Source organism: Agarivorans sp. TSD2052, assembly GCF_023238625.1.
Lineage (GTDB): Bacteria > Pseudomonadota > Gammaproteobacteria > Enterobacterales > Celerinatantimonadaceae > Agarivorans.
On record NZ_CP096670.1, the window covers coordinates 32,501 to 53,575 of the forward strand.

Here is a 21,075-nt window from a genome sequence, read left to right on the forward strand (position 1 = left end):
GATGCCCTGCTTCCAGGAAAAGTCTCTAAGCTTCAGATTATACGAAACCGTACCCCAAACCGACACAGGTGGTTGGGTAGAGAATACCAAGGCGCTTGAGAGAACTCGGGTGAAGGAACTAGGCAAAATGGTACCGTAACTTCGGGAGAAGGTACGCTCCCGACGGTGATGAGACTTGCTCTCTAAGCTGTTGGGAGTCGCAGATACCAGTTGGCTGCAACTGTTTATTAAAAACACAGCACTGTGCTAAATCGAAAGATGACGTATACGGTGTGACGCCTGCCCGGTGCCGGAAGGTTAATTGATGTGGTTAGCGCAAGCGAAGCTATTGATCGAAGCCCCGGTAAACGGCGGCCGTAACTATAACGGTCCTAAGGTAGCGAAATTCCTTGTCGGGTAAGTTCCGACCTGCACGAATGGCGTAATGATGGCCAAGCTGTCTCCACCCGAGACTCAGTGAAATTGAAATTGCCGTGAAGATGCGGTGTACCCGCGGCTAGACGGAAAGACCCCGTGAACCTTTACTACAGCTTGACACTGAACATTGACCCTACATGTGTAGGATAGGTGGGAGGCTTTGAAGCGTTGTCGCTAGATGATGTGGAGCCGACCTTGAAATACCACCCTTGTAGTGTTGATGTTCTAACGTTGGTCCCTTATCGGGATTGCGGACAGTGTCTGGTGGGTAGTTTGACTGGGGCGGTCTCCTCCCAAAGAGTAACGGAGGAGCACGAAGGTTGGCTAAGTACGGTCGGACATCGTACGGTTAGTGCAATGGCATAAGCCAGCTTAACTGCGAGACAGACACGTCGAGCAGGTACGAAAGTAGGTCATAGTGATCCGGTGGTTCTGTATGGAAGGGCCATCGCTCAACGGATAAAAGGTACTCCGGGGATAACAGGCTGATACCGCCCAAGAGTTCATATCGACGGCGGTGTTTGGCACCTCGATGTCGGCTCATCACATCCTGGGGCTGAAGTCGGTCCCAAGGGTATGGCTGTTCGCCATTTAAAGTGGTACGCGAGCTGGGTTTAGAACGTCGTGAGACAGTTCGGTCCCTATCTGCCGTGGGCGTTTGAGAATTGAAAGGAGCTGCTCCTAGTACGAGAGGACCGGAGTGGACGAACCGCTGGTGTTTGGGTTGTTATGCCAATAGCATTGCCCAGTAGCTACGTTCGGAACTGATAACCGCTGAAAGCATCTAAGCGGGAAGCAGGCCTTGAGATTAATTCTCACTAGGACTTTAAGTCCTCTGAAGGGCCGTTGGAGACTACAACGTTGATAGGCAAGGTGTGTAAGTGCTGTGAGGCATTGAGCTAACTTGTACTAATTACCCGTGAGGCTTAACCATACAACACCCAAGTGGTGTTGCTTATAGACATCTTATTTTTTATGACCAAGAGTACTTGTTATACTCGTGGGATGTTTTCAGCTTTTTCGAATGTTAAAGACAACAAGTTTTTGCCTGGTGGCAATAGCGTTGTGGACCCACCTGAACCCATGCCGAACTCAGAAGTGAAACGCAACTGCGCCGATGATAGTGTGGGGTCTCCCCATGTGAAAGTAGGTCACTGCCAGGCTCCAAATAAGAAGCCCTGCTCTATGAGCAGGGCTTTTTACTCTGAACTGACGATATTTGGCCTTAGCCTTTCAGTGCAGAGTATAAAGTTTTTGCCTAGTGGCAATAGCGTTGTGGACCCACCTGAACCCATGCCGAACTCAGAAGTGAAACGCAATTGCGCCGATGATAGTGTGGGGTCTCCCCATGTGAAAGTAGGTCACCGCTAGGCGCCAAATAAGTTAGCCCCGCTGATTACAGCGGGGCTTTTTTATTGGCTGCTCACTCCACTCAAATCGCCCCCTATTGTCGACCCGGCTTGTTGCTAAATTGTTCATGCCATTGGCTAAAGCCGTATCTTGTATACGCGAGTAAAGCCATTGCAAGGAAGGTTAAGCGCCTATTCATTTGATTGCAGCAGGCCTTAGCTAGTCATTTAAAAAACCACTATCAAGGTTAGTTAGCATTTTTATCAATCGAGTGTAGAATCTTCGCGTCGATCGCAGAACCTTTGTTACAATGTAGTTAGACAGTTTTACTAACAAAGTACTTAGGTAAATGACACCACGTTTCTCTCGTAATTCATCGTTGCAAAATCTACCCAAGTTAGCCCAAGACCCTAAGCTATATACCACCTTGTTTAGTGCTAATGAATATCGGGTACAACTGATTGAAGCGATCAGCCGGGCTGTGTCGCGGATTTATATCGTCGCGTTGTATTTAGAAGACGATGAAGCTGGCCGCTCGGTAATGGAGGCGCTTTATCAAGCTAAGTTAAAGCGGCCTCAGTTAGAGATTAGAGTTCTGGTCGATTGGCACCGCGCACAGCGAGGTTTAATTGGGCAAAAAGAAGCACTGGGTAACGCGGCTATGTACCGTGAGTATCAGCTTAACTACCCCAATTTAATCGATATTTTGGGTGTGCCAGTGAGTAATAGAGAATTATTTGGGGTATTGCACTTAAAAGGGAGCGTGATTGACGATACCGTTATCTACAGCGGTGCCAGCATAAATGACATTTACTTAGCTCAACAGCAACGTTATCGCTTTGATCGTTACCAGTTGATTACCAATCATCGTCTCGCTAATTCAATGGTCGATTATATCGAACAGTATTTAGTTGAAAACGAAGCGGTTACTAGCCTTTCTACGGAAAACCCTATAGCAACTCGTTTGTTAAAGCCGGCTATTAGGCGGCTGCGTTTATCACTACAGCGCGAGCAGTACAGTTTCTTTAATCAACCGTTGGCTGAAAATGAAATTGGCATTACCCCGCTGTTAGGTTTGGGGCGAAGGCATAACTTGCTGAACAAAACCATTCGACAACTGGTGGCTAGTGCTAGCCAGCAATTAATCATCTGCACTCCCTATTTTAATCCGCCTCGCTCACTTAGTCGTGAGATTTCTAAGGCGCTGAAGCGCGGAGTGAATGTTAAGCTGATCGTTGGTGATAAAACGGCCAGTGATTTTTATAGTGAACCTGACCAGCCCTTTAAGGTCATTCACGCTTTACCGTATTTATACGAGGTGACCTTACGCCATTTTGTTAAACGTAAAAAAAGCTTCCTAGAAAGTGGTTTACTGAGCGTTAACGTTTGGCGCCATGAGAACAACAGCTTCCACTTAAAAGGTATTTGGGTGGATCAGCAATATGCCTTATTGACTGGCAATAACTTAAACCCCAGAGCGTGGAAGCTAGATTTAGAGAACGGACTGTTACTGCATGACCAGCAAGGTCTACTGAAGGATGTTCATCAACAAGAATTGAACAATATATTACAGCATACTCGTCAAGTTTCTGCGGTTAGCGATATTGAGGGATTAAATAGCTACCCCGCACCCGTTAAACGTTTATTAAAGCGTATCGCTCGTCTTAACGCGGATAGCTTATTGAAACAGATTCTTTAATATAGGCTATGTGCAAAGTGAAGTTGCCCGGCTCAAGGCCGGGCTTTTTATTATGGCGTTTAGTTACTGAGCTTGGTTAATAGCTCTGCTGTATTCTTTGCTAGCTAGGGAAAGAAAAGTTAACGCCTTCCCTTACTGAAGATGAGGGCCAACGTTGGGTTACCGTTTTGCGTTTAGTGTAAAAACGCACTGCATCGGGACCGTAGGCATGCAGATCACCAAATAGTGAACGCTTCCAACCACCAAAACTATGGCAAGATACTGGCACCGGCAGTGGAATATTAATACCGACCATACCCACTTGAATATTATCAGCGAAATAACGTGCGGCTTCACCATCACGGGTATACAAACACGTACCGTTGCCGTATTGATGCTCGTTGATTAAATCCATACCTTGTTGCATGTTATCAACCCTTACCACGCATAGTACTGGGCCAAAGATCTCTTCCTGATAGGCTTTCATTGATGCGCTTACGTGATCGATTAAGGTTCCTGCTACATAAAAGCCATCTGGGTAACCCTCTACTTGTGGGTTTCTGCCGTCGACAACGATGGTTGCGCCATCTGCTTCAGCACTGCTCACATACATTTGTACCTTGTCGCGCTGCTCTGCGGTAATCAGTGGGCCAAAGTCATTGTCTTTATCACTGTAAGCGCCTACTTTGAGATTTTGCATGGCCTCGCTCAGACCTGCTACTAACTTGTCTGCGGTTTCATCGCCAACCGCCACGGCGACCGAGAGTGCCATACAGCGCTCACCTGATGAACCGAAGGCTGCGCCTAACAAAGAGTTAACTGCATTGTCGATGTCTGCATCCGGCAACACTATCGCGTGATTTTTTGCACCACCTAAAGCCTGGCAGCGCTTACCGTTCGCTGTTGCGGTGCTGTAAATGTATTCAGCTATTGGCGTAGAGCCTACAAAACTGACAGCTGCAACACGAGGATCAGTAAGCAGTGTGTCTACGGCTTCTTTGTCGCCGTTAACCACATTGAATACACCCGCTGGTAAGCCTGCTTCATGCAACAACTCGGCGACTAATAACGTTGCCGAAGGGTCGCGTTCTGACGGTTTCAATACAAAGGTATTGCCGCACATAATCGCCATGGGGAACATCCACATTGGCACCATGATCGGGAAATTGAAGGGAGTAATACCCGCGACTACGCCTAAGGCTTGGAATTCACTCCATGAGTCAATGTTTGGCCCAACGTTTTTTGAATGCTCGCCTTTCAGTAATTCTGGAGCATAGCAGGCATACTCTACGTTCTCGATGCCACGGGTTAGTTCGCCCATTGCGTCATGGACTATTTTACCGTGTTGCTGACCCACCAACTCGCAAATTTGCGCCGCATTTTGCTCTAACAAGGTTTTGTAGCGAAACATTATTTGGGCGCGTTTAGCTACCGGGGTATCTCGCCAAGCGGGGAACGCGGCTTCTGCGGCGCTAATTGCTTGTTCGACCGTGGCTTTTGGCGCCAGAGCCACCTTAGCGGCTACTTTACCTGTCGATGGGTTATAAACATCTTGTAGGCGGGTATGCTCTGATTGGGCTTCGCCGTTAATTAAATGACCGATGGTTAACATGATATTTTCCTTAAAATTAAATTAGGCTTGGCTTGTCAAAGTTAAAATGGTTTCGCCCAAAGCATTAAACAAATTGTCTATTTCTTCACGTGTCACGCTAAAGGGAGGGGCAATTTGTATGGTGTCTGCCCCATAGCGAACGTAATAGCCTTTTTTCCACATGGCTTGCGCGATTAAATAAGGTCTTAGTCCTGGCTCTCCCGGCGCGTGGGCTATACTGAAACCCGCAGCGAGGCCCATATTGCGAATATCGGTCACCCACGCGCAGCTGCGCAGTTGGTGAGCCGCGTGTTCAAATACTGGCGACATTTCTTTTACTCGTTCCAGCATGTTGTCTTGTTGGAGTAAGTTCAGCGAGGCCAAGCCTGCTGCACAGGCAATAGGATGCGCTGAATAGGTATATCCATGGGGTAGCTCAAGCATATAGTCTGGGCCACCGAGCTCCATGAAGGTGTCGTAGATCTCTTGCTTACAAGCTACAGCTCCCATTGGAATAACGCCGTTGGTAAGTTGTTTCGCCATATTAATCATATCGGGTACAACCCCAGTGGCTTCAGCTCCGGTGTTATAACCAAGGCGTCCAAAGGCACAAATTACTTCATCAAAAATAAGCAGTATTTGGTGTTGGTCGCAAATTTCTCTTAAACGCTTTAAGTAACCAATCGGGGGAGGGATAACCCCTGCGCTACCGGCCATCGGCTCAACAATAACTGCAGCAATATTCGATGCGTCATGAATCGCAATAAGATCGATTAAGTCGTTAGCCAGTTCAGCCCCGGTTTCAGGTTGCCCTTTACAGAAGGCGTTTTCTGGCAGTACGGTATGACGCATATGTGCAGCATCAACCCCCGCACCAAAAATCGCTCGATTGGGGCCTATTCCGCCTACTGATATACCGCCGAAGTTAACCCCGTGATAGCCCTTGCCTCGACCAATGAGTTTGGTTTTACTGGCTAAGCCTTTTTTACGCCAATAGGCGCGGGCTATTTTCAGCGAGGTATCAGCAGATTCAGATCCGGAGCCTGTAAAAAACACTCGATTTAAGCCATTAGGCATAAATTCTGTAATTTTCTCTGCTAGCTGAAACGAGCCAGGGTGACCAAATTGAAAAGCTGGCGAATAGTCTAGCCTAGAAGCTTGCTGACTAATGGCATCGATAATTTCTTGGCGACCATGACCCAAACCACAGGTCCATAAGCCCGATAAACCATCAAATATTTTTCTACCTTCAGCATCAAAATAGTAGTTTCCCTTGGCATGGGTAATGATTCGAGGATCTTTCTTAAATTCTCGGTTACCACTATAGGCCATCCAGTGGCAATCAAGTTGGTTTTGAGTCACCGCGAGGTTTTCAGTGTTCGCCATGGTTCTCTCCCTGAACAAGTAAAAGCGTTGATTGTTTAATTGACCACCAGCTTAGCGCTGGCTTAAGGTTTCATAAATGTGTATCTTTCACACTAAAGTTTCATAATTATGAAACATTAACAGATGGATATAGCTGAGATTTACGATGCTAAAGAAGATTGGCCAGTTAAGTGATATCGATTTGAGGCTGCTAAAAGTCTTTCGGGTGGTGGTTGAATGTGGCGGTATATCTGCTGCCGAGGTGGAGTTGAATATCGGTCGTTCGACAATTAGTCGCCATGTTAAAGATTTAGAAATTCGGCTCGGGGTTAGTTTGTGTCAGCGTGGCCGCGGCGGTTTTATATTGAGCCCTGAGGGGCAACATGTTTATCAATCTAGTTTACGTTTGATGGGCGCGGTTGATGAATTTAGGGCCGACGTTCAAAGCTTACATAAAGATATGAGCGGCCATTTCTCGATTGCTTTATTCGATAAAACGGTGACCAATCAACAAGCCAAAATTTCTCAAGCGCTGCGTTTATTTGACCAAAAGGCGCCTAAAGTTAGCCTAGATTTGTATGTTGAAACCTTGTCTGTGATTGAAAGTGGCGTGATTGAGGGGCGCTTTCAATTAGGCGTTGTACCGGGGCAACGCCAATCTAATAGTCTGAATTACCAGCATTTATTTGACGAAAAAATGTCGCTGTATTGTGGTTACCATCATCCGCTGTTTGCTCGAGGGGATATCACCATTAGTGCCCAAGAAATTGTTCAGCAAAAATATGCTGGCTTAGGTCATGACTCGCCCAATATGGATACCTCACAACGCTTTGGGTTTGTTAGGCAAGCGACCGCCTATGACCAAGAAGCGATTGCCACTTTACTGTTGTCGGGAAGCTATTTGGCTTATTTGCCGGAGCACTACGCGCGTAGCTTTATTGAACAAGGCTTAATTAGGCCCTTAGGTGGCGAGCAGTTTACTTATAATTGTCCTTTTCTAGCCGTTTCCAGAATTTCACCAAAACCGTCAAGAATTTTGGCGTGTTTCATTGAGTGTTTAAACCAAGCACATAAACTTAACTAAATTGTTGATTAAGCCACTGGTTGATCGATTTAATTTGGCTAGGGGACACACTATGGGCCATGCTGAAGTATTCTAGATTGACCGAGTAGCCTTGGCTCTTTAGTTGCTGGTAGGCTTGGTCTGCCAGCAGAGGCTCAACCACATCATCTTGCTGACCATGTTGAATGAGAATATCTAGTTGGGCTTGCTGTCTGTTATCTGGAAAGCTCTCAGGGAGTAAATAGGTCGACATACATAATAGCCCGCCCAGTGCTTGTTCGAAATTTAGCGCACTGTGGTAAGCCACTGCGCCACCTTGAGAAAAGCCTGCCACTACAATGTTTTCACTGGAAATATCTTGCTCAATTTGTTGGCGAATGAGCGCTTGAACTTGCTGGCTTACTTGCTGTAAATGCTGTTGATTGATGAGACGTTGAGGACTAAAAGCTAAGATGTCATACCATGCAGGCATGCTATAGCCGGCATTCACGGTGACCGCTCGCTCTGGTGCGGCCGGAAAAATAAAGCGCACCGAAATCGCCGGGGCAAACTTCAGTTGTTTAGCTAAGGGCGCAAAGTCTTCCGGTCCTGCCCCCAAGCCGTGTAGCCAAATAATACAATGGCTCGCCGCGTTATCTGGCTCTATAGTAAGTGCGTGCATAACAGACATGGATAATCCTTTGCTGATTGAAAGAGTTCTATTAAGCTGTGCAACAACTTAAAGAGCAGGCATTGTATAAAAATGACTGGGAGAGGCAAGCATGCAAGAACTAATCGATGAGATAAGAGCGCTAGACCAATCGGGCGATTACCCTAGCGAGTTACCCACTGACACTCAATTGGTCGAGGTGGAAGAGATCATTCTGATACCTATGCCGAGTGATTTACGGGCGTTTCAGCTAACGGTTAGTAATGTTATTTTTGGCAGCTTAGAGCCGGTGACCATTAGTGACCCTTATTTACATACCTATCTTCCTGAAGTCGCCGCTAACGCTTGGAACTTAGGATTGCCCCGAGAATATATTCCTATCTGCCAAACCGGTGATAACTTCTATTTTGTCAGCCAAGAAGGCGAAGTTGGTTATTGGCAGGGACAAGCAGAAGAAGACTTAGTGCCTGAATGGGATAGTATTTGGGATTGGGTTACCGAAGTATGGATGGAAAGCTAGTTAAACAGACTGACTCGGCCGTTTATGTCGAGAAATTTTGGTTGGTGATCGGTCATATCCCCAGCGGTAAAGTAGCCACCTATGGCGGTATAGCCGCTATGGCGGGTTATCCACGGATGGCTAGAGCGGTGGGGCGCTGTTTAAAAAAGCTTCCTGAGGGCTCAACGCTGCCGTGGCATCGAGTCATCAATGCCCAAGGAAAAATCTCATTTCCAGAGGGCTCTGATCGATACGCATGCCAACAACAGCGACTGCAAGATGAGGGTATCATCTTCCGTAATAATCGGGTTTCACTTAGCCATTATCAATGGTTAGGTGATTAGCGTTTATTCAGCTTTTCGTTGGCTTTATTAAGTAATATGTCACGCTGAGCCTGGTCTAAACCATGCAAATAGCGGGTTAATGAGCGCAGCAATAAAGACTTGTTTAGTCCTGTTTGTTGCTTCAATTCACTCAACTGTTCAATGGCGTGTATGCTGAAGCTAAAGGTTGCGTTTTTGTGTGCAGCCATTGGTTCAGGGTCAAGCTGTGGTAAAGGCAGCTTAACCACATTATGGTAGCCATTGGCGTATAGTTCTGCCTCATCAATAAAACTATCTACATCGTAATATTGTTTGCTTAGCTTAGAAGCCTGAGGCTTTTTCTTGAGATCGTGTAATGCCATGATCTGCTGCTCCTTGCTCACACACTATAAATTCTTCAGCAATGTTGCGGATCTCTTGGGCAGCCTTTCCTTCAGGTTCAAGTTCCAATACGGTATAACCGCGTTCTTCACTGTCATCGTAGATATTACGATTAAAGGTGATGGCATCAAGTACTCTTAAACCATAAGTAATGCCAACGTCTTTAGCTTCTTCAATACGCTTGTATTGGCTTGGTAATGAAGGGCACTGGGTGAGCACCACTGCTTCTTTGAGGTGAAAGTTTACCGCTTTACAGGTATTAACCAGCTCTTCTAGGTGTGGCAGTGTTTTAATGTCGCGACGCTTAGGCCGAAGTGGCAATAAGGCATGTGTTGCTACAGCCATACTAGAGCGGAGTGCTTTACTATCTTGTCCGCCACAATCTACCACTACAAAATCGAAACGATTCTGTAAACTCAGTAAGTCATTACGTATGTTGCCATAGAGCTGAACACAATTAATGCTGGGTAATTCTTCTTGTTCATTACGCGCTTGGATCCAGTCTGAACTGGTACGCTGAGGGTCACAGTCGACCAATAAAATCTCTGTATTAAAACGGAGTTTTAAATACACCGCTAAGTTTTGTGCTAAGCAGCTTTTACCACTGCCACCCTTTTCTCCGCCAACTAGTAGTATCATGGCTAAGTCCTTTTTTTGGTTTTATAAGCGTCTATGTCAATGGTTTTATTTTTATTATTGACTGCTTTAGCTTAGGCTAAAAAATAATCATCGCAAGAGGTGGTTTTGTGCTAGCGCTAATGAATTCTTGATAAGATGCTGTTTTTAAAGTGTTTTGTTTCAGTATTTAAAACCAGCTGGCGCGTGTATCGATTCTTTTACATCAATACTAAAGTCTAGCGTGCAGTGGTCCAGAGGGATACAGAGTCAGGCGTTTAGGCATCAATGATTGTACGGCGTATGTTAGATTGGGCCTGTAAACATTCCCTATGGGTAGCCACATCATCGAAATGGAGTATTAATGATGGCGAATAGACAGTGCTAGAAGTCACAAAGGCCCCCGCGGTAGACCCCGATGCCAGCCCGTGGTTTCTTTATATGCTGAGAACCAAAAATAGGCACTTATATACTGGGGTAACTACCAATGTTGAGCGTCGATTTAAAGAGCATCAGTTGGGCGGAGTAAAAGCCGCCAAAGCTTTACGCGGTAAAGGGCCTTTGGTATTAGAATTTCAGCAAGTGCTAGCCGATAAACAGCAAGCCATGCGCTTAGAGTACGCTATTAAACAACTCTCTAAGGCAAAAAAAGAACAGTTAGTGAGCGGGGATTTAGATTGGCGAAGCCTACTCTAAAACGGCTTATTCGCTGGTATATGGATAACCAAGAGGCCAAGTATTAAGCTTAGTCTTTACTCGCTCAGGGCATCTAGATTGCCCCGAACATGCCATTTAAGGGGTAAAGTAAAAAGTTTATTTGGAAACAGTCTTAATTGTACCAGTTACAGCGGTGGATTTACCGGCTAGCTTGGTTCTCGCAAGGCTGCGTTTACCCACTAAAATTAACGGTACAATAATCATAACGGCACCTAGCCAAGTAAGCGCATCTGGCATTTCATTAAAGCTAATCCAGCCCACAACGGCGGCGCCAATTAATCCTGTGTACTCAGCGCTAGCAATGGTATTCGCATCTGCTGTTTTATAGGCGATAACGGAACCTGCATGCAGAAATAGAATAAACAAGCTACTACCTCCCGCTAGTGTCAGCAATGACCAATTAATGTCTGTTATGTCAGGCCAAGCGAGCAGAAAAGTGGCCGGCACTACCATGACATTGGTCCAAAACAAGCTAGTGACGACTGATTCTTGTTTCGGGATGTATTTTACCGTGAGATTGCTCAACGCGAGTGTTAATGCTGTGCCTAATGCTGCCAATGCGCCCCAGTTAAACTCTGTTGGACGAATAATGATCAGCACACCAATGAAACCGACGGTCGCTGCGACTACTTGGCTGCGGTTTACCGGGCTTTTATGTAGCCACATGCCAAGGGGCAACATCATGATGGGTGCGGCGTAAAATAAGGCGTTAGCTGTGGCTAAAGGCAATGATATTAAAGCCACCACCATACAGCCTGAACCAAATAGCCATAGATGACCACGTACTACATGTATTAGCGGCTTTTCTGGGCGCTTCTTTTTGGTGAGTAAGAATAGCGGGAGTAGCAGTAACAAGGTACTGAGTTGGCGATAGAGTAAGATTTCGAATACCGAAGCCTGCTCGCCAGCTACTTTCATTAAGGCGTCAGACAGCACCGCGATCTGGTTGGCAATGACCAAAATAAGGATGGCAACAACAGTGGGGTTATGACGCATTTGTGCTTCTCCTCAATCATCTGAATGTAGTTAGTGCGAGCAGTGTAGACACTTGTTAAACATTAAAAAAATGATAATAATTGGCGTTACATGAAATAAATTAATGTATTGCTATGAGAACCTTACCGCCATTAAATGCTTTAGTAGCTTTTGAAGCTGTCGCTAGAAATCAAAGCGTGGCCAAGGCTGGCGCCGAACTCGGTATTACCCAAAGTGCCGTAAGTCATCGCCTGCGTCTGTTGGAGGAGTATTTAGCGGAAGCGTTGTTTGACAAGGTGGGGCGACAGTTGCAGCTAAGTCACACTGGCCGCAGTTACTTTGTTGAAGTAGAGCGCATTCTAAATGAATTAAGCCATATTACCCGGCAGGTAAAAGGCGAGGGGATCGCGCAGCTGCGTTTAACCACCTACAGCTCCTTTGCTTTGAAGCGTTTAGTCCCTTTAATGCCTAGCTTTCGTGCTCGTTACCCTGAAATCGACCTACGCTTGCAGATGGTGACCGAAGAACCCCGATTATCCAGCAGTGTTGGGGATTTGTTTATTTGCTTTGCTGCCGCAACCAGCGGGTATGCCAGTCATTTGTTGCATAAAGAACGCTTGGTAGCGGTGTGTTCACCTAGCGTATACCAAGAAATCGATCATCAAAATTGGCGCGAAGATTTAATCAATTTCCCATTATTGTCTTGTGATTTAGATGACGATGCAAAGATGCCTGGAGGGGACTGGTTAGTGTGGTCCAAGGGTTTAGGCATGTCGTTGCCTGCCGATCAGAGCTTTCATAGTTTTAGTCATCAGGTATTAGCCTTGGAGGCCGCTGAAACAGGCCAAGGGATTGCTTTGGTCAGTGATTTTATGGTGGAAAAAGACATCCGTGAAGGCAAGTTGATAGACTTGCCGGTGTCTGCAGTGGCAACCGGTTACGATTTTTATCTTTGTTATAAGCAAGCGCGTAGTCGAGACCCTGGTTTACGCGCCGTGGCCGACTGGTTAATCGAAACCGCTGCTAGTCCGCTAGAAGTTTAACGAGCAATAAGCTGAGGCTATCAACAAAGTCGAGACGCAGTATGGCAAATTCATCATTTTGCATAACTTGTTGCATGGTGGCTGAAGGGTGACTGGTGTGCCAACAACCAATAACACTTTGATATAAAAACATCACCTTACAAAGGGCTTGCTGCTCATTGAGTTGCGGAGACCAATGTTGAAACAAACGACATAATGTTTCAGCCAGCTGTTTTAACTGCCGTTTAAACAGTACCGCTTGTTCAACATTTTCTTGCTTCTCAAGCACTGTATGTAAAATAGCAGACAGATAGCAAAAGGTAGGTTGGGCAGCTATAGTCTCTGCCAGCACGCGCGGCTTCAATGGCTGTTGTGCTAGTCGCTCTATAGCAATCAGTAATTGGTCTGCTTCACTGAGATACAGTGCCATAAATAGGCTTTCTTTATTGGCAAAGTAGCGATAAAGGGCAGGCTTAGACAACTGTAATTGCTTTGCCAGTTGGCTTAACACAACTTTGTCATAACCATGTTCATCTAATGCTAGCTTAGCGGCGGTTAAGATTTGTTGGCGCCTTTGCTGTTTTTGTTCTTGGCTTATCGCGCGCTTTTTTATTGCTGTACTCACGTTGTTTATCGCTATCACCCTATTTCTTCTACCTTAGCGGCTCTTAAGCAGAAAATCCATTAATCAGAGAGGAGCCCTACAGCTGCTCAAGGATATACGCGGATACTATACGCTTACATCGTTAGTCAATTAAGCGCGCCACACTGATTTGTTTGCTAGGATTTTGTGGGCACTTAGACAAACTAATAATAAGTTACCATTAGAAACTTGCTTATTACTTAAGCAGTTGCTATTTAAGTTACCAGTGGTACGTTAAGTGTTGGCATTTGATTGAGCAGCATTAAGCCATAAGTAAGGAGCTATTTTGAGTATAAGCCGTCGACAGTTGCTAAAGTCTAGTGCCGCTGCAGCAGCCTTTGCTGGTGGGGGGCTGTGGCTGTTCAGTGATTACCCATTAAGTTTTAAGGCCCGTTCTCAATTCAGTTTATCGGCCGAGCATCAGCAAATATTCTGGGCCTTAATACCTGCATTTTTAGATGGCGCTTTTACGGCTGATGATCAACAGACCATGTACCGAGTGCTAAGCAATATTGACCATGCCTTTGCTATTTTAGAGCCTCATACCCAAGCAGAATTATCTCAGCTACTTGATTTAATACAATCACGTGGAGGCTGGTTATTATTGAGCGCTGGCGCCAGCCAATTGAGTGAGTTACCACTGCCACAGAAATTGGATTTACTGCAGCGTTGGCAGCAGCATTACCTGCAGCTATTACGCCAAGCCTATCAAGGCTTACATGAGCTAATCATGGCTGCTTGGTACGGTGACCCCGCTTCTTGGGCTCCCCTTAATTATCAATTGCCGGCGCAAATGAAAGGGCTGCTAAATGATTAAAGATATTATTGCCGAAGGCCTTGCCGCTGGATGGCGGCATATAGATGGAGCGGGGCTACAAAAAGACCAACATTTGCAGTGTGATGTGCTGATTATAGGCAGTGGTGCAGGTGGCGGTATTAGTGCTCAAGTGCTTGCTCAGGCCGGATTAACAGTCATAGTGGTTGACGAGGGGCCGCTAAAAAGCAGCCAAGATTTTAAGATGCAAGAGCGGCAAGCTTACCCCGACCTCTATCAAGAATCGGCAGCGCGCAAAACCAAAGACAAAGCCATTGGTATTTTTCAAGGCCGTTGCGTTGGTGGGTCGACAACGGTGAATTGGACCACGTCACTGCGAACCCCAGATCTCACTTTACAGCATTGGCAGCAGCGTTGGGGATGTAAACAGTTAAGCAGTGATGCGCTTAGGCCCTACTTTGAACAAGCCGAACAGCTGCTGGGCATTGAGCCTTGGCTAAGCACCAATGCGAACAATGGCTTATTGGCTAAAGGTTGCCATGCCTTGGGCTGGTCGTATCAACCTGTGCCGCGTAATGTTAGGCAATGTTGGGATTTAGGGTATTGCGGCATGGGCTGCCCAACCAATGCTAAGCAATCGATGTTGGTCACCACGATCCCTGCGGCGCTCAACGCCGGAGCCCGCTTACTCAGTCGATGTAGAGTTGAAACCCTTGATATCAGCAAGCAAGCGGTGCACGGAGCCAGTTTACAGGCCCTTGATCAACAGCAAAGGCCTCGTAAGGTAAAAGTAAAGGTACAAGCGCGCCATGTGGTATTAGCGGCTGGCGCTATTGGTTCTCCTGCTGTGTTATTACGCAGCCAAGCCCCTGACCCTTACCTGCTAATGGGTAAACGTACGTTTTTACATCCCAGTGTAATGAGTGGGGCTTTGTTCAAACAAGAGGTGATGAGTCACCAAGGAGCGCCTCAATCCGTGTACTCCGATCAATTTGTATGGAGTGATGGTGCCGAAGGGCCTTGTGGTTACAAATTAGAGGTGCCGCCAGTGCATCCAATATTATTAGCCACTAAAACCAGTGGTTTTGGCCGTTTTCATAGTGAAATGATGCAACAAATTAATCATCTACAGGTCACCATTGCTTTATTACGAGACGGCTTCCATGAGCAGAGTGTAGGTGGTGAGGTCCAGCTACGAGGTGATGGCAGCCCGGTTTTAGATTACCCCATTAGCGATTTCCTGTGGCGTGGTGCGCGTCGCGCCTTATTAAGCATGGCTGAGCTTCAGTTTGCCGCAGGTGCAAGCAAAGTCTATCCCCTGCATGAGCAAAGCCAATTAGTGAGTTCTTGGTCGGCAGCAAAGCAACTCATAGAGCAACTGCCAATGCAGGCGCTGGCTACTAGGCTGGCATCAGCCCATGTGATGGGGGGCTGTCCAATGGGAGGGGATGAAAAGCAGTCTTTGCTGAATGAGCAAGGCGACTTTCGTTGGCTAACTAATTTGAGTGTTATCGACGGTTCGATATTTCCCACCAGTTTGGGGGCCAATCCTCAGCTGAGCATTTATGCGATTGCGTTGCGCAATGCCCAATTGTTAGCCAAAAGATTACGGGTTTAAGCCTTAAGTGTGTCGATGATTGGTACTTGATATTTACAAAGCGGCTAAGCCACTGCTAGTCTTTAACAAACGATAAAAAAGGCTTTGCTTCATGTGGTTACAACGATTAGTAAGATTAAAGGCTCGGCCGCGCGGTTTTCACTTAATTACCGAAGAGCTGATCTTACAATTACCAGAAATTCAAGATTTTAGAGTGGGTCTATGCCATTTATTGTTGCAACACACTAGCGCAAGCTTAAGCCTAAATGAAAATGCCGATCCTACTGTTCGCGCCGATCTTGAGGCCCACCTTAATAAAATGGTACCGCAAAATGCGCCTTACTATCAGCATACCTATGAAGGGGATGATGATATGCCGGCACATATAAAAAGTAGTCTGTTAGGCTGTGAGCTTACTTTGCCAATTAGCCGTGGCGAGTTGAACTTGGGGATTTGGCAAGGCATCTACTTGGGAGAGCACCGCGAAGCAGGCGGTAATCGTCAGGTAATCGCAACCATCAGCGGCGAATAACTGACGCCTAACTTGTTATTAAAACATCCGACCCAATATCTTCATGATATTCGCAAACTAAGATGAGCTTATGGACTTACTGGCAATATTTGTATTCACCTTCATTGTGATGTTCTTTTGGCGTCGACGTAAAGACGCAGAACGGGCGCAACACCTAATAAAGCAGAAGTGCCAGTCTTTAGATTTACAGCTCTTAGAAGTCAATTTTAAAAATGAGAAGCCGCAGAAAATGGCAGGATATTGGCGCTGGTGTCGTTTTTACCAATTTGAGTTTTCATCTACCGGAGATAGCCGCTACCAAGGTGTATTAGTCATGGCTGGCAGCCAATATAAATTCGATCTGCCTGTTTATCGAGTCGCTGAAAATGCGTTTGAGGGTTAAACCAAGCTTGCTGCAAGATTGAGCATCTGTCATTTTCGACCACTACGGCTTCTGAGCCTCTGTGTAGTGTATTGGCTAAATGAATCGGCCGCGCTTCAGTCATACATTAACTTATCAGCCTTTTTATGATCAAATTCTCTAAGAGATTGTCGGGCTAACTGCCTAAACGGAAGTGCCTTAACGATCTCTTCAAAGGGCTGAATAGCAAACGCCCAAAATATCGAAGCGTCAAAATACAAAATCAGTAACGCGCAAAGCGGGATGGAGATCAGCCATTGACCGATGAAGTTAATCTTGAAAACGGCAGAGGTTTTGCCTAATGCTCTTAATATGTGGCCATGTACGGTATTGTAGCCACGCATGATGGGTAACAATATGTAAAGCGGTGCTATCAGGTTCAAAGCTTGGTAGGTTTCAGCGTCTAAATCTGGATATATACTGGGTAATATGAAGCTTAATCCTGCAAATGCTATGGCGCAAATTACTGACATTATCACTGCTATATCAATACTTTTGTCCACATTTTTAGCTAAGTCATCTAGTTTCTTTGAGCCAATCGCTTGGCTAACGCTAATCGCCGATGAATGCGCCCAGGCGGTAATGAATTGCGTGCCAGAACGTAACCAGGGCATGACTAAAGTAATCGCAACATAAGCATTAATGCTCAATTGAGAATAAAGCAATTGGTAAACACTGATGCCGATTTGCAAAATCGTCACATTGGCTGCTACCGGGAATATTTCAATCGCGTGTAGGCGGATATTTTGAATTAGGCTGCTAGCACTGCTGTCTATTGCTAAGTTTAAGCTTGTATCTGACTTTAAGCAGGCGCTTAAATAAGCCATTCTAATGGTAATGGCAATGAGGCTACCTAAGGCTGCTCCTTCAACTCCCATGCCTTCCATGCCGCTCAAGCCATGAATCAAAAAGTAGGAAAGCACCGCATTGATGGGCATTTCTATTAAATAACCCTTTAGTGGAATTTTACTTTTTCCTTGGCTATTGAAGAGGGCAATTAGCACCTGAGTCATGGCAGTAAAAAGTACTAGGTATTTTGAGAACGCTAGGTAGCTTTTAATTTGCTCTTGTAACAGGCGGTTATCGGTAAGAGCCCCAATAATCGCGTCGTCGGCGAAACTGAGCACTAGCCAAAAAATCAGAGCAACCAAGACGTTGATAGTAAGCCCAGACCAAAAACCTTTGGCTACAGAGCTATTATTGCCTGATCCCACCGCACGACTAAGCACTAATTGAGATCCGTTGGCTAAGGCCATTTGAATACCTAATATAAAGGCAACCATCGTGGCGGCGATACCCATTGCCGCTAAAGGAATTTCACCTAACGGTGATACCAATAGGGTATCTACCATGAGCATTGACTGCATAAGCAAGCCATTTAGCGCTAAGGGCCAGGCTAAGGACACATTTTTTTTGAGGTAGGATTGGCTAGGCACGAGCTTCCTTATAAACCGCTAAGGGGGTGAAACAAGTTATGGCTTAGTCTTGATAGGTTCATTATTGAATAACTATTGACCGAAACATTTGATGGCGATCATCATTGCTATTAATTATGTCATACAAATAAGAATGGGGAGCGGGTTATTTACGATCGCGGCTTAACATTGCTGAGTTAAGTCATTAAAAAATAGCTGAGTAAAGCGCTACTACCAGAGATAGCACACAGCGTTAAGGAAAAGCTGCGCAGCCACTTTTGAGGTAGCTTTTTCCCGAAACGCCTGCCAAACCATGCTCCCGTTAATGCAGCAGGAATCAATGGCAAGCTAGCTTGCAGGTGGGCCATAGACATAAAGCCGATGGGGATTTGTACTAATAAAGATAACAAGCAGCTAACAATAAAAAACGCGGATAAATTTGCGCGTAAGTACGCAGCCTGCTGATGTTGTAACAATAGAGCTAAGGGTGGGCCACCAATCGAACTGCTGGTACCCATAAAGCCAGACAAGAAACCTGCAATCGCCATGCGCTTAGGCGTGGGAGCTATGCGGATCGGAAATAGGCTTATTGCAACGGCGAGTAATACTGACAGCCCTAGCCAAAAAGATAGGCTGGCTAAATCTGCCCAGTACAGTAAAGCACCTCCGGCAATTGAGCCTGGGATCCGTCCTAAGATAGCGGCTTTTAGTCCATCAAAAGAAATACTTTTTCGATGCTCAACGGCACTTAAGCTAGACACAACTAATGCCACGATTACCATCGGTCCCGGTACGTATATTGGCGACAATTGAAATAGTAAAGGAGCAGCAATCACAGCCAAGCCAAAGCCAATAGTGTATTGAACAAAAGAACCAACAAATATAAGCAAACAAGCGATGAGGGTAATCACTAAGCGACTCTACTTACCCACTCTCTGCTTAGAGAGCGAAGGCGTTAAGGATAATAAACACGCGGCCGATTACTCGACCGAACAAATCATTTGTTGCTGGTGGCTAAGCATGGCTAATTCGATCAAACCAATCACTTCACTGGCTTGTTGTGCGGTTACAATTAACGGCTCAGAGCCTTCAATAGCGGCAATAAAGTTATCATAAAAGGCTGAGTAATTACCTTTCATTAGGGGCTTATGCACCACCGCTTGGTTCGCTATGTGAATTTCACTGCGGTTGCTATCGTGGCCAAATTGACTGGCGCTGGGAGACAAACCTGCAGCGAGTTGTTGTTCTTGTGGGTCCATGCCCCATTTGGCATAAGAGCCATGTTGGCCATGCAACTGAAAGCGTGGTCCAGGTTCTACCACCAATGAGTTACAGCTGAGCTGTGCCTTCATGTCTGGATAGATTAAATGCAGGTCAAAACAATCTGGGGTAACCGCGCCTTGGCGTTGGGTGGCTATATGTGCCCAAATTTTTTGTGGCTTCCCAAACAAGCTTAAAGCTTGGTCGATCAGGTGGGCGCCAAGATCATAAAGTACACCGCCACCGTGTGGGTCGAGTTCTTTCCAGCGTTGCTTTACTGCTGGTCGGTAGCGATGAAAATGCGCACTATAGCTGTGAATATTGCCTAAGCTTTGCTGCTGAATGAGTTGCTGAATGGTCAGGAAGTCGCTATCCCAGCGGCGATTGTGAAACACACTTAAACAACGGCCGGTTTGCTCTGACAACTGCTGTAAGTGTAAACATTGCTCACTATTTATCGCCAGAGGTTTTTCTACAATGACATGTTTACCACTTAACATGGCTTGCTCAGCTAACTGTGCATGCATCGCATTCGGGCTAGCGATTACCACTATATCGATTTCAGGGTGAGCGATAAGTTGCTCGCTATTCAAGCACGCCACATTCGGATAGAGCTGAGCAATTTCTTGCTCTCTAGAGCTGGCTATCGCCAATAGCTGTAGCTTGCTGCAGGCTTCAATTAATGGTGCATGAAATACTCGACCTGATAAGCCAAAACCAATGATACCGACCTTTAACATGCTATGCCCTCTTGTTATGACTTAAGTGGAATAATTGACAGCTTAACCGTTTCAGGCTGCTGACGCATTACCGTTAACAACCATAGTTGTTCGCCATCACTGGCGATGGCTTGAGCGGTATCGGGTTGAGCGAGGGCTGTTATTGCTAGTACCTTTCCGCTAATCGGGTCCACTTTCAACAAGCTGCTGTAGCGCGGGCTTAACAGGTACCAGCTACCATGATGCCAGGCCATACTGCCTACTTGGTATTGTTGGAGGGTTTGATTTAAGGCCTCAGTGGTATGTAAATCAAATTCAGCCAATTGCTGGCCATCTCTGTCACCACGATAACAGCGTTTTAAGCCTTCTCGTTCACAGGTGTAGAATTGTTCAGTATTGGGGTTCCAAACTAAACCAGCGGTTTTGTGATGTAAGCCACCACGTAGCCATTTTCGTTTATCCACAAACTTCCAGTGCATGCCGTCTTGTGCAAAATACAGTAAGCGCCCATCGCTAGAGATCCCCACTAAGTGTTGGTCTACTAGCGCTAGATCGGCAATATCTCCGCTGGCGGGTAAGGGCATTAATTGTGACTCAGTCATGGCTGAGTTGAGGTAGGCTAATTGCGCCGAACCTGTCACCAACACGGTTTGTGGCGCTAAGGTTCCGATCAGCCAGCTTTGTTGCTTAGTTTGCCAAATTAGGCTTGCTGCGTTGGGAATTCCATTCAGTTGCGCTTGTAATTTGGGGGTCAGCGTATCACTGGCTAAGGCGCTGTCTTGAAATTGACTACTCGGCGGTGGAAACATAACTAAACCCACAACAGTACCCATCATTAGTAAGGCGATAAGAGCGATAACTTTAAGCATGATTAAACAACTTATTGAAGTGAAACAAGCAAGCAGACCCTATTGAAAACAGAGGTCTTTGGCGTTGCTATTGATAGTGGGTTTATTCTAACAAAATAAGCTTTGCCTGTAGACGTTGTTATGCGCAATAAAGCCCAGTAAATGTTCACTAAATATTCATTTGTTAGACCTATCATTAGTGCAGACTTAGCAGGGCTTATAGATTTCAATGATTGGAGAA

General features: G+C 45.9%; 21 protein-coding genes and 3 rRNA genes (1 of these 24 running past the window's edge). 13 read left to right on the forward strand and 11 right to left on the reverse strand.

Annotated features, from left to right (window positions below; genetic code table 11):
* The 4 genes from M0C34_RS00135 to pssA form a co-directional block, all read left to right on the forward strand.
* Positions 1–1,351, forward strand: a 23S ribosomal RNA gene (locus tag M0C34_RS00135); it begins 1,536 nt to the left of the window's first position.
* Positions 1,352–1,464: 113 nt separating this feature from the next.
* A 5S ribosomal RNA gene (gene rrf, locus M0C34_RS00140) occupies positions 1,465–1,580 on the forward strand.
* A gap of 94 nt (positions 1,581–1,674) precedes the next feature.
* Positions 1,675–1,790 (forward strand): 5S ribosomal RNA (gene rrf, locus M0C34_RS00145).
* A gap of 326 nt (positions 1,791–2,116) precedes the next feature.
* Entirely contained in the window at positions 2,117–3,466 is a 1,350-nt protein-coding gene (gene pssA, locus M0C34_RS00150) for a CDP-diacylglycerol--serine O-phosphatidyltransferase (RefSeq protein WP_248713646.1), read from the forward strand.
* 100 nt (positions 3,467–3,566) lie between these two features.
* On the opposite strand, the gene M0C34_RS00155 is transcribed toward pssA, so the two are convergent.
* Entirely contained in the window at positions 3,567–5,057 is a 1,491-nt protein-coding gene (locus tag M0C34_RS00155) for a CoA-acylating methylmalonate-semialdehyde dehydrogenase (RefSeq protein ID WP_248713647.1), read from the reverse strand.
* Positions 5,058–5,078: 21 nt separating this feature from the next.
* Positions 5,079–6,422, reverse strand: a complete 1,344-nt coding sequence (gene aptA, locus M0C34_RS00160) for an omega-aminotransferase AptA (protein WP_248713648.1) — start codon at positions 6,420–6,422, stop codon at positions 5,079–5,081.
* Between the two features lie 145 nt (positions 6,423–6,567).
* Between aptA and M0C34_RS00165 the strand changes: the two genes are divergently transcribed.
* The gene (locus M0C34_RS00165; RefSeq protein WP_248713649.1) at positions 6,568–7,485 is read left to right on the forward strand and encodes a LysR family transcriptional regulator; all 918 of its coding nucleotides are present in this window, start codon (positions 6,568–6,570) and stop codon (positions 7,483–7,485) included.
* On the opposite strand, the gene M0C34_RS00170 is transcribed toward M0C34_RS00165, so the two are convergent.
* Complete coding sequence (locus M0C34_RS00170) at positions 7,478–8,134, reverse strand: alpha/beta hydrolase (RefSeq protein WP_248713650.1); 657 nt, start codon at positions 8,132–8,134, stop codon at positions 7,478–7,480. The two genes, M0C34_RS00165 and M0C34_RS00170, sit on opposite strands and share 8 nt — an antisense overlap.
* A gap of 91 nt (positions 8,135–8,225) precedes the next feature.
* Here M0C34_RS00170 and M0C34_RS00175 point away from each other — a divergent pair, with 91 nt between their 5' ends.
* Together M0C34_RS00175 and M0C34_RS00180 are read left to right on the forward strand one after the other, a co-directional pair.
* Positions 8,226–8,633, forward strand: a complete 408-nt coding sequence (locus M0C34_RS00175; protein WP_248713651.1) for an SMI1/KNR4 family protein — start codon at positions 8,226–8,228, stop codon at positions 8,631–8,633.
* Positions 8,618–8,956, forward strand: a complete 339-nt coding sequence (locus M0C34_RS00180; RefSeq protein ID WP_248713652.1) for an MGMT family protein — start codon at positions 8,618–8,620, stop codon at positions 8,954–8,956. The genes M0C34_RS00175 and M0C34_RS00180 overlap by 16 nt, the downstream gene beginning before the upstream one ends.
* On the opposite strand, the gene M0C34_RS00185 is transcribed toward M0C34_RS00180, so the two are convergent.
* Complete coding sequence (locus tag M0C34_RS00185; protein WP_248713653.1) at positions 8,953–9,297, reverse strand: hypothetical protein; 345 nt, start codon at positions 9,295–9,297, stop codon at positions 8,953–8,955. The two genes, M0C34_RS00180 and M0C34_RS00185, sit on opposite strands and share 4 nt — an antisense overlap.
* A complete protein-coding gene (locus tag M0C34_RS00190) occupies positions 9,257–9,955 on the reverse strand; it encodes an AAA family ATPase (RefSeq protein ID WP_248713654.1) in 699 nt (232 codons plus the stop codon). Before M0C34_RS00190 ends, M0C34_RS00185 begins: the two co-directional genes overlap by 41 nt.
* A gap of 357 nt (positions 9,956–10,312) precedes the next feature.
* On the opposite strand from M0C34_RS00190, the gene M0C34_RS00195 reads away from it, so the two are divergent.
* Positions 10,313–10,627, forward strand: a complete 315-nt coding sequence (locus tag M0C34_RS00195) for a GIY-YIG nuclease family protein (protein ID WP_248713655.1) — start codon at positions 10,313–10,315, stop codon at positions 10,625–10,627.
* 117 nt (positions 10,628–10,744) lie between these two features.
* On the opposite strand, the gene M0C34_RS00200 is transcribed toward M0C34_RS00195, so the two are convergent.
* The gene (locus tag M0C34_RS00200) at positions 10,745–11,644 is read right to left on the reverse strand and encodes a DMT family transporter (RefSeq protein WP_248713656.1); all 900 of its coding nucleotides are present in this window, start codon (positions 11,642–11,644) and stop codon (positions 10,745–10,747) included.
* 113 nt (positions 11,645–11,757) lie between these two features.
* Between M0C34_RS00200 and M0C34_RS00205 the strand changes: the two genes are divergently transcribed.
* Positions 11,758–12,666, forward strand: a complete 909-nt coding sequence (locus M0C34_RS00205; RefSeq protein WP_248713657.1) for a LysR substrate-binding domain-containing protein — start codon at positions 11,758–11,760, stop codon at positions 12,664–12,666.
* On the opposite strand, the gene M0C34_RS00210 is transcribed toward M0C34_RS00205, so the two are convergent.
* The gene (locus tag M0C34_RS00210; RefSeq protein ID WP_248713658.1) at positions 12,647–13,270 is read right to left on the reverse strand and encodes a TetR/AcrR family transcriptional regulator; all 624 of its coding nucleotides are present in this window, start codon (positions 13,268–13,270) and stop codon (positions 12,647–12,649) included. The genes M0C34_RS00205 and M0C34_RS00210 overlap by 20 nt on opposite strands.
* A 304-nt stretch (positions 13,271–13,574) precedes the next feature.
* Here M0C34_RS00210 and M0C34_RS00215 point away from each other — a divergent pair, with 304 nt between their 5' ends.
* The 4 genes from M0C34_RS00215 (at position 13,575) to M0C34_RS00230 (ending at position 16,574) form a co-directional block, all read left to right on the forward strand.
* The gene (locus M0C34_RS00215; RefSeq protein ID WP_248713659.1) at positions 13,575–14,105 is read left to right on the forward strand and encodes a twin-arginine translocation signal domain-containing protein; all 531 of its coding nucleotides are present in this window, start codon (positions 13,575–13,577) and stop codon (positions 14,103–14,105) included.
* Entirely contained in the window at positions 14,098–15,681 is a 1,584-nt protein-coding gene (locus M0C34_RS00220; protein ID WP_248713660.1) for a GMC family oxidoreductase N-terminal domain-containing protein, read from the forward strand. The genes M0C34_RS00215 and M0C34_RS00220 overlap by 8 nt, the downstream gene beginning before the upstream one ends.
* Before the next feature lie 91 nt (positions 15,682–15,772).
* Entirely contained in the window at positions 15,773–16,192 is a 420-nt protein-coding gene (locus M0C34_RS00225; RefSeq protein WP_248713661.1) for a secondary thiamine-phosphate synthase enzyme YjbQ, read from the forward strand.
* Between the two features lie 70 nt (positions 16,193–16,262).
* Positions 16,263–16,574, forward strand: coding sequence for a DUF3301 domain-containing protein (locus M0C34_RS00230; protein WP_248713662.1), 312 nt, complete (start codon positions 16,263–16,265; stop codon positions 16,572–16,574).
* A 95-nt stretch (positions 16,575–16,669) separates the two neighbouring features.
* Here the strand turns inward: M0C34_RS00230 and M0C34_RS00235 are convergent, their stop codons facing one another.
* From M0C34_RS00235 to M0C34_RS00250, 4 genes are all read right to left on the reverse strand, one after another.
* Positions 16,670–18,028, reverse strand: a complete 1,359-nt coding sequence (locus M0C34_RS00235) for an MATE family efflux transporter (RefSeq protein WP_256469306.1) — start codon at positions 18,026–18,028, stop codon at positions 16,670–16,672.
* Positions 18,029–18,204: 176 nt separating this feature from the next.
* A complete protein-coding gene (locus M0C34_RS00240) occupies positions 18,205–18,918 on the reverse strand; it encodes a sulfite exporter TauE/SafE family protein (RefSeq protein ID WP_248713664.1) in 714 nt (237 codons plus the stop codon).
* A 69-nt stretch (positions 18,919–18,987) separates the two neighbouring features.
* Positions 18,988–20,007 carry an oxidoreductase gene (locus tag M0C34_RS00245; RefSeq protein WP_248713665.1) on the reverse strand — a complete coding sequence of 340 codons (1,020 nt, stop codon included), beginning with the start codon at positions 20,005–20,007 and terminating at the stop codon, positions 18,988–18,990.
* Positions 20,008–20,021: 14 nt separating this feature from the next.
* Positions 20,022–20,855 (reverse strand): hypothetical protein, encoded by an 834-nt coding sequence (locus M0C34_RS00250; RefSeq protein ID WP_248713666.1) that lies wholly within the window; start codon positions 20,853–20,855, stop codon positions 20,022–20,024.
* Between the last annotated feature and the right edge of the window lie 220 nt (positions 20,856–21,075).

What these genes read in the sequence shown, in the direction of transcription:
- M0C34_RS00220 (WP_248713660.1), top strand. Translation starts at nt 14,098, where the DNA reads ATGATTAAAGATATTATTGCCGAAGGCCTTGCCGCTGGATGGCGGCAT.
- M0C34_RS00230 (WP_248713662.1), top strand. Translation starts at nt 16,263, where the DNA reads ATGGACTTACTGGCAATATTTGTATTCACCTTCATTGTGATGTTCTTT.
- M0C34_RS00155 (WP_248713647.1), bottom strand. Translation starts at nt 5,057, where the DNA reads ATGTTAACCATCGGTCATTTAATTAACGGCGAAGCCCAATCAGAGCAT.
- M0C34_RS00185 (WP_248713653.1), bottom strand. Translation starts at nt 9,297, where the DNA reads ATGGCATTACACGATCTCAAGAAAAAGCCTCAGGCTTCTAAGCTAAGC.
- M0C34_RS00205 (WP_248713657.1), top strand. Translation starts at nt 11,758, where the DNA reads ATGAGAACCTTACCGCCATTAAATGCTTTAGTAGCTTTTGAAGCTGTC.
- M0C34_RS00225 (WP_248713661.1), top strand. Translation starts at nt 15,773, where the DNA reads ATGTGGTTACAACGATTAGTAAGATTAAAGGCTCGGCCGCGCGGTTTT.
- M0C34_RS00175 (WP_248713651.1), top strand. Translation starts at nt 8,226, where the DNA reads ATGCAAGAACTAATCGATGAGATAAGAGCGCTAGACCAATCGGGCGAT.
- M0C34_RS00170 (WP_248713650.1), bottom strand. Translation starts at nt 8,134, where the DNA reads ATGTCTGTTATGCACGCACTTACTATAGAGCCAGATAACGCGGCGAGC.
- pssA (WP_248713646.1), top strand. Translation starts at nt 2,117, where the DNA reads ATGACACCACGTTTCTCTCGTAATTCATCGTTGCAAAATCTACCCAAG.
- M0C34_RS00190 (WP_248713654.1), bottom strand. Translation starts at nt 9,955, where the DNA reads ATGATACTACTAGTTGGCGGAGAAAAGGGTGGCAGTGGTAAAAGCTGC.
- M0C34_RS00180 (WP_248713652.1), top strand. Translation starts at nt 8,618, where the DNA reads ATGGATGGAAAGCTAGTTAAACAGACTGACTCGGCCGTTTATGTCGAG.
- aptA (WP_248713648.1), bottom strand. Translation starts at nt 6,422, where the DNA reads ATGGCGAACACTGAAAACCTCGCGGTGACTCAAAACCAACTTGATTGC.
- M0C34_RS00250 (WP_248713666.1), bottom strand. Translation starts at nt 20,855, where the DNA reads ATGCTTAAAGTTATCGCTCTTATCGCCTTACTAATGATGGGTACTGTT.
- M0C34_RS00245 (WP_248713665.1), bottom strand. Translation starts at nt 20,007, where the DNA reads ATGTTAAAGGTCGGTATCATTGGTTTTGGCTTATCAGGTCGAGTATTT.
- M0C34_RS00200 (WP_248713656.1), bottom strand. Translation starts at nt 11,644, where the DNA reads ATGCGTCATAACCCCACTGTTGTTGCCATCCTTATTTTGGTCATTGCC.
- M0C34_RS00165 (WP_248713649.1), top strand. Translation starts at nt 6,568, where the DNA reads ATGCTAAAGAAGATTGGCCAGTTAAGTGATATCGATTTGAGGCTGCTA.